The following is a 13,924-nucleotide window of genomic DNA, read 5'->3' on the forward strand; positions in this document are numbered from 1 at the left end:
AATCAAACAGGTACAAAAATCGAGCTTGCGGAAAACCTGTAACCGGGTCTCTAAAATCAGAATTTCCAACAAATTAACAGTTTGTTCCTTAGAATCCGGGCACAGCATAGCCCAGGACATCCGTCAGAGCCAAGCGCTCTTGAAGTCACATCGTCCCAAAATCAGGTGGTTTCGGTCAAAGAGGAGGAGATGGCGTGTCAGTTTACCTTGGTCTTCGGTTTCGACTCATTGTGTTAATGACCACGTTGCTGGTGGTAACCGTTGGGGTTTTATATGAGCTGAATCGGCGGTCGGAAGAGCAAATCCGCCGCCAGGTCGCTGAGCAAATCAAAGAACTGACGGCGGCGGTGGATGTCGGCTTAAAAAGTATCAGTGACGTCAATTACCTGGAAGTTATTCGCCAGCGCGATCTTCCGGCTGAGCAATATAAACGCATTAAACACATCATGATCACTGATTCAACTGGCACCGTCACTGATGCTGCCAACCGCAACGAACGTGGGTTAAAAATTCTGCTTCCGGCCCCAGGGAGTTCGCTGGTGGTGTCTGGAGATCCACTTGAGTCCGACCCGGAACAGGCCACAATCCATCAAAAAGAAGAGGCCAAACAAACCATTTTTATTCCGTTTCGGGCGGCTGGCGTTGATGGGCAACCCGAGATCAATTATGTGGTTGTGGTGATGTCTTCATTGCGTCTGGATGAAACCCTGGCTGAAACATCACGCAGTCGCTTGCTCGCCACCATTGTCGTTTTGTTGCTTGGATTGCTGACCTCGGTTGGGCTGGTCTGGCGCTTTACCAGTCCGCTTGGGCAATTGATCAAAGCGGTTCAGCGGGTCGCCGATGGCGATCTGCAATTTCACATTGGGTTGCGACGCAAAGACGAAGTGGGACAACTGGCCGCCAGTTTTGACCAGATGATTGACCAGTTGCGCGGGAAACAGGAACTGGAAGAACGGTTAAACCAGGCTGAACGGGCCGCCGTGATTGGCCGGCTGGCTTCAGGTATTGCGCATGAGATTCGCAACCCATTGAATTTTATCAATCTGACAATTGATCACGTCCGCACCAAATTTCCGCCGCCTGAGGCAACAGGCCGGGCCCTGTTTGATCGGCTGTTGATTTCGGTCAAGGAAGAAATTGCCCGGTTGAATTCGCTGGTCAACAATGTTTTGCGCTTTGGCCGCCCGGCCCGGCTGACCAGAAAATCAATTTTTCTTCGCTCAATTGTTGAGAGTGTGTTTCAGGTGGTTCAGACTCAGGCTCAGGAACAGGGGGTTGAGCTGAAAATTGATGACCAAACAGATGGGCAACCGATTGAAGTTGATGCTGAATTGATCAACTCCTGTCTTTCCAATCTGGCGATCAATGGGATTCAGGCGATGCCGGAGGGCGGCCTGCTCACCGTCAAACTGCACTGTGAGCCGGATGGGCAGGTGATTACGGTGACGGATAGCGGCGTTGGGATTCCCCCCGACAAGCTTGACCAGATATTTGAGCCTTACTACTCTACAAAGGAGACCGGCATTGGGCTTGGTCTGGCGGTCACCCGGAAATTGATCGAAGAGCACAATGGTTCAATTTCGGTTGGGAGCACCATTGGGGTCGGGACCACCTTTGTGATTCGTCTTCCCTTCAACGTCCTGGAACATTCCACCTCTTCAACTGGGGCTTAACACTGGCTGGTGTGGTGTCGTGAACGAACAAAGGAGCACTTGTGACACATAACAAAATCCTGATTGTTGATGATGAAAAACGTCAGCGCGAAATCCTGGAATTGATTCTGACTTCAGAAGGATACCGTGCCAGCACTGCCGCCAGCGGTGAGGCTGCGGTTCGAATGGTCAAAAATGAGCATTATGATCTGGTGCTGACCGATCTGAAGATGGGCGGCATGAGTGGGCTTGAGCTACTGAAAAACCTGTCGCAGCTTGATTCTTCGATTATTGTCATTTTGATGACGGCCCATGGCTCGATTGATTCAGCCAAGGAAGCCATTCGTCATGGTGCCTTTGACTACCTTGAAAAACCGCTTGATCAGGTTCGCTTGCTGGGAGTGATTTCACAGGCCCTGGGGCGACTCAACACGCTGGATGGCGAAATTATTGGTCAAAGCGAGCAGATGGAGCGCTTGAAAAAGTTGATTCTCAAGGTGGCGGCATCTGATGAGACTGTATTGATCCGTGGGGAATCAGGCACGGGGAAAGAGCTGATTGCCAAGGCGTTGCACAAAAACAGTCCTCGTACGGGGCAAACCTTCCAGGCGGTCAACTGCGCGGCAATCAACGAAAATCTGCTCGAATCCGAACTGTTTGGCCATGAAAAAGGGTCGTTTACCGGGGCGTATGCGGAAAAGAAGGGCTTGTTTGAAATGGCCGACAAGGGCACGCTCTTTCTGGACGAAATCGGCGAACTCAACGTGAACTTACAGGCTAAACTTCTGCGGGCGTTGCAGGAAGGCGAGATCCAACGCGTGGGTGCCACCAAAACTATCAAGATTGACGTGCGTGTGGTCACGGCCACCAATCGTGATTTGGAAGCCATGGTCAAGGACGGGAAGTTTCGCGAGGATTTGTATTACCGGTTAAACGTGATTCCGATTGAGGTGCCGCCGTTGCGGTCGCGCCGGGGGGATATTCTGGTGCTGGCTGAATATTTCCTGAAAAAGCAGATTCGTGGAAGCCAGCCGGCCTTTAAATTTTCACCCGAAGCCCTGCGATTGCTCCAAAATTACACCTGGCCGGGCAATGTGCGACAGCTTGAATCAGCCATCAAACGTGCGGTGTTGTTGTGCGAAAGCGACCGGATTGAAGTTGAAGATTTGCCGCTCGAAATCCGACAGGCAACCGACCGCTCAGTTGAATTTCACTTTAAATTGCCGCCGGAAGGCATTTCGTTTGAAGAAGTTGAACGCTCATTGATTATTCAGGCCATGGATCAAACGGACTGGAATATCACTCGCGCCGCCAGGTTGCTCGGACTGACCTTCCGGACGCTCCAGTATCGGTTGGAAAAATTCAACCTCAAGCGCCCTGGTCGCGGCGATGAGGAAGAAGAATGAAACTGTCAAAGAGCGTGCGTCAGCCGTATCCTTCCTTTTTCCCAAATGTTCCCCGACGGGATTGTATCTTGACTGAGGATGAATGGCTGGTTGGAATGGAATTGAGTTTGAAACGGGGACTTTTTTCCGGCTGTATTTTCTTTTTGAGAGCGTGATAACTCGCTGTGCAGGTTAGGTATAGTCGAGTCAGAATGGGTTTGCTCCCGATCCTTTCGGCCAGGACTGGACAAAAACAACCCAAGCTCTTGTTGTCTTTGCCCTTCCCACACACAAGAAAATGGTCTAGTATCGAATTTGTCAATCCGCTGGCTGACCATTCCAGTCAGATCCCCGACGATTGAGCCCACCCTCAGACCGTTGGGAGTTTTCCAAGGCAGCGCTGCCCATTGGTTCTTGGCCCGCACGATTCCCAGGTCTTATTTCAGCGGAAATCCGCCCACCGACTTGTATGATTGGCACCTATCTTCTCCATTATAAAATACTCAAAAAACTTGGCGAGGGTGGCCAGGGTGAAGTTTACCAGGCCGAAGACACCCGCCTCCGCCGGACTGTCGCGATCAAGATTCTCCCACCTGAGCTCGTCGCCGACGAAAAATCGCGCAAACGGTTTTTACGAGAAGCCCAGCTTGCCTCCGCACTTGATCACCCCAACATCTGCACCGTCTACGAAATCAATGAAGACAAAAACCTGCACTTTATTGTGATGCAATACCTGGAAGGGAAGCGTCTCAAGCAAATGGTCCGCGGACGACCGTTAGAACTTGAGAGTGTTCTTTCGATTGCCATTCAACTGGCCGATGCCCTGGCGGCAGCCCACGAACGAGGGGTGATTCACCGGGATGTCAAAGCCACCAACGTGATTGTCAATGATCGCGGGCAGGCAAAAATTCTCGATTTCGGATTGGCGAAGGCAACCACCACCGATATCGGTGACCAGTCAGTGATGGAATTGACCCAGGCCGGGGTGCCATTTGGCACCGCCGGGTATATGTCGCCTGAACAGGCTCGTGGCGGTACGATTGATCAGCGCTCAGATGTGTTTTCGCTTGGGGTATTGATTTATGAAATGGTGACCGGAAAATTGCCATTTCAAGGGAAGAGCAGCGTTGAAATTATGCATGCCGTGATGCACGAAGCGGCACCGCCCCTGGCTCAAACCAACCCCAATCTGCCAGATCGGTTGCAGGTGATTCTGGATAAATCCATGGCCAAGACCGCATCGGGCCGCTATCAGCATATGCGGGATTTCCAGGCGGATTTGAAACAATTGATGCGTAGCGTCCAGTCGCAATCGGGTGGAATGGTTGATGAATCAATTATGCCCCCCATTGCCCCACGCCATGAAAAGCCCGGCTGGCTCAAAAATGGGATGGTTGGTCGGTTACTCAATCGCTTGATGTCGCCTGGAGAGCAACCACCGCCGCGCCCGTCTTCTTCGCGCGAACGTGATTCTCTTGGCACCGGAACCCAACCTGGATCACCCCGTCCCGATCCTTCCGCCACCGTTGCGCCTGGACCGACGCCACGGGAAAAAGACTCGCTTGAGCCGTCACAGGAACAACGCCAGGCACGTAGCCTGCGTGATTCGATGCCCAGTACCTGGAAGAACAATGAAAAGCGGGCCATCGCGATTCTGCCGTTCAAAAACCTGAGTGGTGATCCAGAATCGGATTTTTATAGTTTCTCACTGGCTGACAGTTTAATTACCGAACTGGCTGCGCTGAAATCACTGGTGGTGAGACCTTCCAGCTTCATTGCCAAGTTTCAAGGACGCGAAATTGATGCACAGCAGGTTGGGGCTGAACTCAAAGTTGATGCCGTGTTGATCAGCGGCTACCTCAAAGCCGGAAACCGGTTTCGGGTAACACCACAATTGATTGATATCAACACCGGCGAAATCTTGTGGAGCGATAAGATTGACCTGGATGCGGCTGACATTATGACCTTGCAGGACACCATTTCCCGCAAGATCGTGGATGAACTCCGGGTTCGCATCACCGAGACCGAACAGGTTCGGATTGCCACTCCTGCAACCAATAATTCCGAGGCGTATGAATATTACCTCCGTGGCCGAAATCAACTGAACCGGTTTATGCAAACCATGATGAAAGATGATTTCTCATCCGCGATTGGAATGTTTGAAAATGCGCTGCGGTTGGACCCGAATTTTGCCCTCGCTCATTCCGGCATTGGATTGTGCTATGTCCAGTATGTGTTGAAAGGAATTGGCGGTTCCGTCCATTTTGAACGCGCCGAAGCGCGATTCCGGGAAGCCATGAAACTGGATGACTCGTTAATCGAGCCTCAATCCAACATGGTGTATATCCACCTGCTGAAAAATGAAAAGAACGAGGCGCGGGCCCAGGTCAAGCGCGTGCTTTCAGTGGCTCCAAACGATGCCAATGTCCATAGCATTGCAGGGTATCTGTATCGGTGGGATGGACTTTATAAGCAAGCACTCCAGCAGTATGATACCTGTATCAAACTGAATCCAACGGACTTAGTCCCAGCGGCATACAACCGTGCCCGAATCTTGATGTATCAGGGACGGTACGAAGATGCCATGAATGAGCTGGAAAGCGCTCTGTTTTATGAACCAGATCATCCCTTCACCTTGATGGTGCTTGGCCAGGTGCAGTATTACCAGGGCCAATGGGAAGAAGCCTCCACCACCTTAAAAAATGTGCTCGACCGAAACCCGGACTTGCATGCCTTTCGTCCAATTTATGGTCTGTGCCACGTGGCAACCGGTCATCCTGAAAAGGCGCTGGCTATCATCAATGATGCCGTTCGGGACACGGCCAGTGCCGACGGAGATGCTGCGTACTGGTTAGCCACTGTCTATGCGGCCCTGAAACGGGAAAGCGAAGCCTTACAGTGGCTGCGCAAAGCAATTACTCTGGGAAATGAGAATTATCCCTGGTTTTGCAACAATCCGGATTGGAAGGACTTTCAGGATAATCAGAAGTTCAAGGACATTTTAGAACCTCTGCGAGTTCAATGGCTTGACCTGTGCCGCCATTACGGCAACCCCTGATTGAATGAAGAAGTGGTTAGTGATTAGTGGTTAGCGGCTAGTTTTTGGTACTTGGTTGAAAGCATTAGATTTCTAACCACTAACCACTAACCACTAACCACTAACCACCAACCACCAACCACCAACCACCAACCACTAACCACTAACCACTAACCACTAACCACTGGATGGTTTCTTCATTCTTCATTCTTCATTCTTCATTCTTCATTCTTATGTCTGTTGCAGATCTCTTTATTGAATCAACGATCAATCGGTTTCAAAATGAATATCTTCCGCGGTTAAAACGGGCCGTGGAAGTCCTTCCCGCCGAAGATTTGTGGTGGCGACCACATTCCAACACGACGAGCGTTGGGAATTTACTCTGCCATTTGGAAGGGAATGTCCGGCAATGGATTTTGTCGGGAATTGGCGGGCAGGCAGATTTTCGCAATCGAGCGCTTGAGTTTTCACGCCTTGAAGGGGGAACGGCTGAAGATCTGTTGTCAGCACTCGAAACAACCGTGAACGCCGCCTGCGATGTCATTAAAAACCTGGATGACGCGGGGTTGTCGGCGACCTATGCCATTCAAGGGCGTTCTCCCTCGGGTGTCGAAGCCGTTTACCACGTCCTGGAGCACTTTGGCTGGCACGTTGGGCAGATTGTCTGGGTTGCCAAGTTCCGAGCCGGTGAACAACACCAACTGGCGTTTTATAAAAATGCGGAGCTCAATACCAGCCGGAATGGGTGAAAATCCATTGGGCTGAAGACTCGCAAGCTCGGGGCTGAAGAAAGCGGGTTCAAAGCAGAATTCCCAATGTCTTCAGCCCGACTTCTTCAGCCCCAAGCCGCAAGCCGCAAGCCCAATGTCTTCAGCCCCAAAATCAAAGCCCCACCTGAAACTTCTCATCAGGTGGGGCTTTTTCATTTTCTGACATCAAACGAATGGGCGCAACGTGCGATACCAATTTGCAATAGGGTTCTCGTATTAGCAAACAGTTAAGTGATTCAATCAAATAAACTGAGTGAACTACTGACTACTGACTACTAACTCCAAACTGGTATTATTCGAGTGCTTTGCTTCGGGTAGGACCAAGCGACTTTTCTGAGGATGGCATTTCCGGTGAGCCATAGGTTGCAGGGCCTTCGGATTGAAGTCCCATCTGCCGTTTATAGGCTGACAGGGTTTCCTGGGCCTGAATGTTATAGGCTTCACGTTCAATTTCAGCCATTTGGGCGTCAACTCCGGTGCCAGAGAGTTCCATTTTGGCGTCTGCCGCTGCCGAGCGACGCTGAATCTTATCGCGCATTTCATCAAAGGTGCCGGCGTTGTCACCGACGGAAAAACTGGCCATGGTGGCGGCAAGTTGTTCCTGCATGCGGGCGCGCTTGCTCTCGCTGATGAGTTGCATGGCTTCGGCTTGCTTTTTCTTCATTTCAAGCAGGTAATTATCGCGGAACTTGACGGCCTGCTGTGAAGCTTTGCGAGCGGTGGCGAGTTGCTCTTTCACCCGAACCAGAGAATTTTGTTTGTCCTGCATTGACGCGATATAGGTGGTGGCGATGTCATCACGCCCCATTTTGATCGCAGCCTTGATTTTGGCATCCAGTTCAGTGACTTCGCGCTCAAGATTGCTGTTTTCGCGCTCCAGCATTTTTTCAGTTGCCATGACCTGCGCGACGCTTTCATTCATCTGGGGAATCTTGTCACGCATGTCGCGAATGACTTGATTGAGAATCAATTCCGGATCTTCAGCGCTATCAATAATGCCACCGAAAACAGAGCGAAACAGCCGTTTGAGCCTTTCCCACATAATTGAGTTCCTCCCACTCGCAAGTCTGTCAGATTGAAGTTGTTGTGACGATCTGAACGATCTGTGGCGCAGTGTACCACACTTCAATCCTGGATTGAAAAACGGAAATTGCACCAGATGAAATTGTCTTGGGCGATGAAGCAGAAAGAAACTGCTCAACCAGGTTCTCACCAAGATGATGTGAGCGCGGTCCACTACGCTCACATCTGGTGGAAAGGTTCAAAAAACTGGATGAGCGAGGCTGGTTGGAGTGTGGATTAGCTTTCACTTGGTCGGAGTGTCCAGGGGAGTGACGGGCCTCCATTGACCTGAGCCGCAACTTCAAGCATTTGACTGACACCATATACCACCGAGAGCATGGGGTCTGGGGCCAGTTGAACCGGCAACCTGGTTTCACGTGCAATCAGGTCAGAAAGCCCACTTAACTTGGCACCTCCGCCGGTGAGCACAATGCCTTGTTCGGTCAAATCGGCTGCAACCTCGGGCGGCACCTTATCAAGTGCTTTGCGAACGGCACTGACAATCTGGTTGACCACCGGGGTAATCGCGCCACGAATTTCACTATCGGTCAATTTCACTGTTCGGGGCAGGCCGTCAGTGATGCTTCGCCCACAGACTTCGATTGTGCGTGGTGCTGACAACGGCATGGCCGAACCAATTTTGATTTTGACCTGTTCAGCAGTCGGCTCACCAATCAACAACAGATGCTGGTGACGAACGTGCTGCATAATGGCCGTGTCAATCTGAGCCCCGCCCATCCGCAAGGTCTGTGCCAGGACAATATCCGAGAGGCTGATTACGGCAATGTCAGTGACCCCGCCGCCAGTGTCAACCACCATTCGGCCCATTGGCTCCGCCACGGCCAGTCCAGCTCCGATGGCCGCCGCCAGTGGTTCTGAGACCAGTTGCACGCTGGAACATCCAGCTCGCATCGCGGCGTGAACAATGGCTCGGCTTTCAACCGGAGTGGCGTCACTGGTGACCCCAATCAGGGCGCGAACACCGCTGATGCCAGTATTGTTTTTTCGGACTTTGCGCAGGAAATCAGTCAGCATCAACTCGGTTGCCGTTAAATTAGCCACCACACCGTCTTTGAGCGGTTGAATTGTGCGCAGCAAATGCGGTGTCCGAGCCAACATGGCCCGGGCCGATTTGCCGGTGGCTTCAACTTTGCCGGTGACTTCGTGAAGGGTGATAACGGAAGGCTCGTTGAGTACTAATCCCTGACCACGTGCAAAAATCAGAGTATTGGTGGTTCCCAAATCAATGGCGAGATCCAGACCAAACCACGGGAGAAACTTTTGAAACATAGCAGAATATAAGGACGAAGAAATCGAGAAATGCGCCCCACGCTGCTTCAGTCAAATCCAACAGGTACTCAAGACGTCAAGCGGTTGCGTTACCTTGTATCTGAAGCACTAAGCGTGTGAGCTTGGTATAAGATGAAGGGCGAATGTAGCAGAAAAATTTCATTGCTGGAAGTCTCTTTCCGGGTCCAAGAAGTTGGAGCGGGCGGCTGAAGCGTATTCGTTGACCCAGGATCTCTTTATTTTTCAATTGCATGGGCTCAGGGATTAAAAGTAAAAAATAGATGGGCAAAGCTGCCGAAGCAGGTCAAAAAAGCCATACTTTTGACGCATAGTGTTACAAAACTGTGATTTTGCGAGGCAAAGATGCCGGTTGGCCTTCTCTTTTTTCGGGTCCTTGGAGTAGGATGTGCCCGCTTTTCCAGTGTAATTTTCTAATACACATCATCCTCAAAATCTTTGCACTTGTTTTCAAGGAGTCCTTATGTCTGGAGAACTTGTTTCATACCGCACTCAGAACGGCGTCGCAATTCTGGAAATGAATGATCCGCCGGCCAATACCTACACTTATGAAATGAACCGCGAACTTGACGAAGCCATTCTCAGGGCCCGGTTTGATGATGACGTTCACGTCATTGTGCTGCGCGGAGCTGGCGAGAAATTTTTCTCAGCCGGTGCCAACATCAAAATGCTGTCTGAAGTGACACCACAGTTTAAATACTACTTTTGTCTGCATGCCAACGAAACACTCAACCGGCTGGAGCAGACTCCCAAGCTGGTGATTGCGGCACTCAACGGTCACACCGTTGGTGGTGGGTTGGAAATTGCCATGGCGGCTGATTTGCGCATTGCCAAACGTGGCGGCGGCAAAGTTGGTCTTCCCGAAGTCACGCTTGGGGTATTGCCCGGAACTGGCGGCACCCAGCGGCTGGCACGTTTGATTGGCAAGTCACGGTCAATTGAGTTGATGATTACCGGTCGTCTGCTCGACTTTGAAGAAGCGAAGGAAATCGGTCTGGTCAATGAGATTTTCGATGCTGAAAACTTCTTTGAGAAGGTCCTCGAATATGCCGGTCAGTTTGTGCCACCCAACAAAGCCAGCAAAGCCGTCGGACGCATTAAACGTTCAGTTCAATCCGGAGCCGAAGTTCCATTTGAGTCCGGGCTGACCCTGGAACGCGAACTGCAGCAGCAGCTTTTCCAAAGCGAAGACGCCAAAGAAGGGCTCAACGCTTATGTGAACAAGCGCACCCCGAAATTCAGTGGCAAATAAGATCAGTCAGTAGTCAGTAGTCAGTAGTCAATAGTTTGCTAAGTCCAGATTTTTAAATGGTTTACTGTTGGCAGACAGAATATGATTTCAAACTGATGGGCTGTGGCTTTGTTGCTGGTCGTGTTTAAACTGAAAAACCCCGTTGAGATATTTTCTCAGCGGGGTTTTTTATTGGGGATTCTCAGTTTTGGGTGTGAGGACCTGAGGTTTTCTCTCTTCAGTTGCCGAACGCTCCAACGCGCTAGCCAGCATGGTCAACATTCGTGTGATTGCATTCCATTCTTGAGTGGTCAACTCTGGGAACTTTTCTTGAACTTCCGGGGGAATATCCAAACCCTCAATCATATTTGCGATGTCACTAATCAGAATGTTTTTTTGCTTCAGTTTTAATCCATATAACTGGCTTGGGCCATAGGGTTGATCTGTAACCAGGCCATATTCAATTTGGGCAGCACAGTTCAGGTTACATTCTGTTTCAGATCCAAATTCGAGGAATGCACGCATGAGTTTTTCATTGCGTTGATTGGCGGATGTCTTCAAATCTTGTGCTGTCGCAACTTCAAAAAGCTCTTTGAGAAATCCGTTTTCAAATATTTTTTCCACCCTGTTGTTTTCCTCCAGGTTCCCCCAAACTCATTCGGGCAACGTTTTTAATCAGTTGATGTGGGTTTTTGAAGAGCTGACCCTGCCACCAGGAATCGGTTTTTAAACGCGGTATGTCGTTCTTGTGCTATGGCCATAATTTCTTGAAATTCAGGTTCCCGGCGGATGTTTTCAAGCAACGGATCATTGGTGAAGTAGGGGTAACAGAAAAAACCTCCCTCAACTGTTCGGCGCAACAGACGCAGGGCAGTGGGGTTATCACCGAGGACCGCAAACGCCTGGGCGACTTTGTACACGGCCTCAGCGTCACTGACATCGCGTTCCTGCACTTTGCGGGCTGTCTTGCGAATTAACTCCAACCCTGGTTGTGGTTGATTGGCAATCGCGTAACTCAAGGCTTTCCCAACCTGGGTTTGCAGCATATTCGGGTCTTTTTCATATGCCTGATCAAAGTATCGAGCCGCCTCGCCCCATCGTTGTTGATAGTAATTTCCTAACCCAAAGTAAAATAGAATAAAGGCTGAATCTTCTCGCTGAGGCAGACTGTTTATAAACGCATCATATTGACCAGCATACAGATAGCTATTGAATGCCGAGTTGGTCAACTTTACATTTGGGTCAAGTTTGCGTGCTTTCTGGCATTCGGTGATGGATTCTGGCAAGACACCTGCAAACCGGTACGCATAGCCAAGTTCCCAGTGCGCTTCGGCCAGATTTGAGTTGGTGGCCATCACTTCCTGTAAGAGCGGCACCGCTTTTTCAACTTGATTGGTGTCGGTAAATGAATTCGCCATAAAGATCCGGGCTTCGATTTGGTGTGGGTTGATGGACAGCGCCTTTTCATAAGCTCTGATGGCTTTGGCGTAATCTTCGCGGCCACCAAACAGCTTCGAGGCACTCCCGTTTAACGCGCGCCCAAGATGTGCCCAGGCGAGCGCGTAGTTCGGATCAATTTCAATGGATTTCTCAAACATCCTGGCAGCCGTTGAATAATCATTGGTGACGTACAGGTTGACGCCTTTGAGAAAGTATTCATACGCCTTTGGATCCCGTGGAATTTCACTGGCCAGTCGTTCTGATTCGCCAGGTGTCAATTGGAGTCTCAGTTCTGAAATAAGCTGCTGGGCCACCAGGTCCTGGACCGTGAGCAATCGCTCATATTTGACGTCAATCGTGTCCTGCCACAGGTTGGTATTGCTTGTCACATCAACCAGTTGCACCGTAATCCGCAAATCCTTTCCATCACACAGAAAGCTGCCGGTTAAGAGCGTATCTACGTTGAGTTCACGGGCAATTTGGTGTGGGTCAATGACCTGGTTGCGGTACTTTTCGACGTAGGAAGATGGCCGAACAACCAGGTTTTGCACATAGCCCAGTTTGGTAATGACCGCATCGGCCAGCGAGAATCCAAGAAAATCGGTTGCCGGGTCTGGTTTGAGATTCCGGAACGGCAAAATGGCCAGACTCCGGGTTGGAGCCGCAACTTTCGGTGGCTGATTGGTCGAAACCGGATTGACTTGGGTTGGTAGAAAGCTCCAAATGAGAGTTGCCAGAAGCAGCATCGAAAGTATTCCGACAATCATTCGCTGGCGCTGATTTTGATCCTCCAATTGCCCGGTTCGGGTCAGGTGACCGCCGCCTGGATCCGTAATCTCTGGCAATACCTGTTTTTGCGTCGGCGGTGCTGCCTCGGGAACCAGGGTCGTGTCGTGTTCGCCAAATAGCACAATGGTATCGAGCGGATCTTTCACCTCGACGGTTTTGAGTTCGAGGGCCTGAACAAGGTCATCGCTGAAATCACGAGCCCGCTGATATCGTCGTTTGGGGTCATAGGCCAGGGCCTTTAGAATCACCAGATCAATCGCATTTGGAAGATCAGAAACAATTTGTGACGGTTGGGTGAGAATGCTATCCCGTTGTAATTTATAGAGTTGAACCGCTGATTGAGCCGCAAACGGGCGCTTCCCCGTCAGGAGTTCATAGGTAATCACGCCAAGGGTGTAATTATCACTCACCGCTGAAACCGGTTCACCCTTGAGTTGCTCAGGCGACATATAGGCAATGGTCCCAACCAGCATCGAACTGGCCGAGGTATCAACCGAAAGCTCTGAGTTCTCAACCCGCGCGATTCCAAAGTCAATGATTTTGATTTGCTCCTCGCCGTCATCCATCGTCTGGAGCATAATGTTTTCGGGTTTCAGATCCCGATGATAGATTCCTTTTTCGTGAACCGCTGTCAGGGCTCTGGCCATTTGTTGAACCAGGTTTTTGACTCGCTCGGGTCCAATCCCACCTTCTTTAATAATTGATCGAAGTGATTTCCCTTCAACAAATTGCATTGCCAAATATGGTTTCCCATCCGGCATTTCACCGGCATCGAGCACACCCACAATGCCTGGATGGTCAACGCGGGCCAACGCCTCAATTTCCTGACTGAACTTGGTGAGGGCCCATTCATTTTTGACAGACTCTTCGAGCAGGACTTTCAATACCACTGGTTTTGACAGCAAATGTTTATCCCGTGCCAGGTACACCACACCTAACCCGCCACGCCCAAGCTCCTTTTCAACCAGATACCGGTCATTGACTAATTCACCAAGGTATTGATCTGGTAAGGGAGCTGGTTGCCTGGTACTGGCAGGGACAAGGGTATTGGATCGAGGTGTACTTTCCTGACGGTTTTCTTCTGTGGACATATCACCCAAATGCCGAATGGTTAAAAGGGAGTTAACCCCAGGATCCATTTTCCGTGATTCCAGTTCGGTTTGGCAATCTATTCCATTGAAAAGTGGCACGTCCTCAATTGTAGACAACGATGGATCAGTTGTATTCATAGGGCAGTCTTCTAAAGT

The 13,924-nt window shown here is 50.5% G+C and carries 9 protein-coding genes; 5 read left to right on the forward strand and 4 right to left on the reverse strand.

The window, feature by feature from the left end; genetic code table 11:
* Window positions 1-194 precede the first annotated feature (194 nt).
* From HY774_04915 to HY774_04930, 4 genes are all read left to right on the forward strand, one after another.
* Entirely contained in the window at window positions 195-1,676 is a 1,482-nt protein-coding gene (locus HY774_04915) for a HAMP domain-containing protein (protein ID MBI4747804.1), read from the forward strand.
* Window positions 1,677-1,717: 41 nt separating this feature from the next.
* Window positions 1,718-3,061, forward strand: a complete 1,344-nt coding sequence (locus HY774_04920) for a sigma-54-dependent Fis family transcriptional regulator (protein MBI4747805.1) — start codon at window positions 1,718-1,720, stop codon at window positions 3,059-3,061.
* A gap of 448 nt (window positions 3,062-3,509) precedes the next feature.
* Complete coding sequence (locus HY774_04925; protein MBI4747806.1) at window positions 3,510-6,098, forward strand: protein kinase; 2,589 nt, start codon at window positions 3,510-3,512, stop codon at window positions 6,096-6,098.
* 212 nt (window positions 6,099-6,310) lie between these two features.
* Window positions 6,311-6,826 carry a DUF1572 family protein gene (locus HY774_04930; protein MBI4747807.1) on the forward strand — a complete coding sequence of 172 codons (516 nt, stop codon included), beginning with the start codon at window positions 6,311-6,313 and terminating at the stop codon, window positions 6,824-6,826.
* Window positions 6,827-7,139: 313 nt separating this feature from the next.
* On the opposite strand, the gene HY774_04935 is transcribed toward HY774_04930, so the two are convergent.
* Together HY774_04935 and HY774_04940 are read right to left on the reverse strand one after the other, a co-directional pair.
* Window positions 7,140-7,889, reverse strand: a complete 750-nt coding sequence (locus HY774_04935) for a PspA/IM30 family protein (GenBank protein ID MBI4747808.1) — start codon at window positions 7,887-7,889, stop codon at window positions 7,140-7,142.
* A gap of 257 nt (window positions 7,890-8,146) precedes the next feature.
* Window positions 8,147-9,199 (reverse strand): rod shape-determining protein, encoded by a 1,053-nt coding sequence (locus HY774_04940; protein MBI4747809.1) that lies wholly within the window; start codon window positions 9,197-9,199, stop codon window positions 8,147-8,149.
* A gap of 481 nt (window positions 9,200-9,680) precedes the next feature.
* Between HY774_04940 and HY774_04945 the strand changes: the two genes are divergently transcribed.
* Window positions 9,681-10,469, forward strand: coding sequence for an enoyl-CoA hydratase/isomerase family protein (locus HY774_04945; protein ID MBI4747810.1), 789 nt, complete (start codon window positions 9,681-9,683; stop codon window positions 10,467-10,469).
* A gap of 168 nt (window positions 10,470-10,637) precedes the next feature.
* Here the strand turns inward: HY774_04945 and HY774_04950 are convergent, their stop codons facing one another.
* Together HY774_04950 and HY774_04955 are read right to left on the reverse strand one after the other, a co-directional pair.
* Window positions 10,638-11,072 (reverse strand): hypothetical protein, encoded by a 435-nt coding sequence (locus HY774_04950; GenBank protein ID MBI4747811.1) that lies wholly within the window; start codon window positions 11,070-11,072, stop codon window positions 10,638-10,640.
* A 47-nt stretch (window positions 11,073-11,119) separates the two neighbouring features.
* Window positions 11,120-13,768: a protein kinase gene (locus HY774_04955; GenBank protein MBI4747812.1), complete on the reverse strand. Its 2,649-nt coding sequence runs from the start codon at window positions 13,766-13,768 to the stop codon at window positions 11,120-11,122.
* Window positions 13,769-13,924 lie beyond the last annotated feature (156 nt).

This window comes from Acidobacteriota bacterium (assembly GCA_016208495.1).
Classification (GTDB): Bacteria; Acidobacteriota; Blastocatellia; order Chloracidobacteriales; family Chloracidobacteriaceae; genus JACQXX01.

Excerpts from the sequence above, each read along its gene's own strand:
- HY774_04925 (MBI4747806.1), top strand. The coding sequence starts at position 3,510 with ATGATTGGCACCTATCTTCTCCATTATAAAATACTCAAAAAACTTGGC.
- HY774_04930 (MBI4747807.1), top strand. The coding sequence starts at position 6,311 with ATGTCTGTTGCAGATCTCTTTATTGAATCAACGATCAATCGGTTTCAA.
- HY774_04935 (MBI4747808.1), bottom strand. The coding sequence starts at position 7,889 with ATGTGGGAAAGGCTCAAACGGCTGTTTCGCTCTGTTTTCGGTGGCATT.
- HY774_04940 (MBI4747809.1), bottom strand. The coding sequence starts at position 9,199 with ATGTTTCAAAAGTTTCTCCCGTGGTTTGGTCTGGATCTCGCCATTGAT.
- HY774_04945 (MBI4747810.1), top strand. The coding sequence starts at position 9,681 with ATGTCTGGAGAACTTGTTTCATACCGCACTCAGAACGGCGTCGCAATT.
- HY774_04955 (MBI4747812.1), bottom strand. The coding sequence starts at position 13,768 with ATGTCCACAGAAGAAAACCGTCAGGAAAGTACACCTCGATCCAATACC.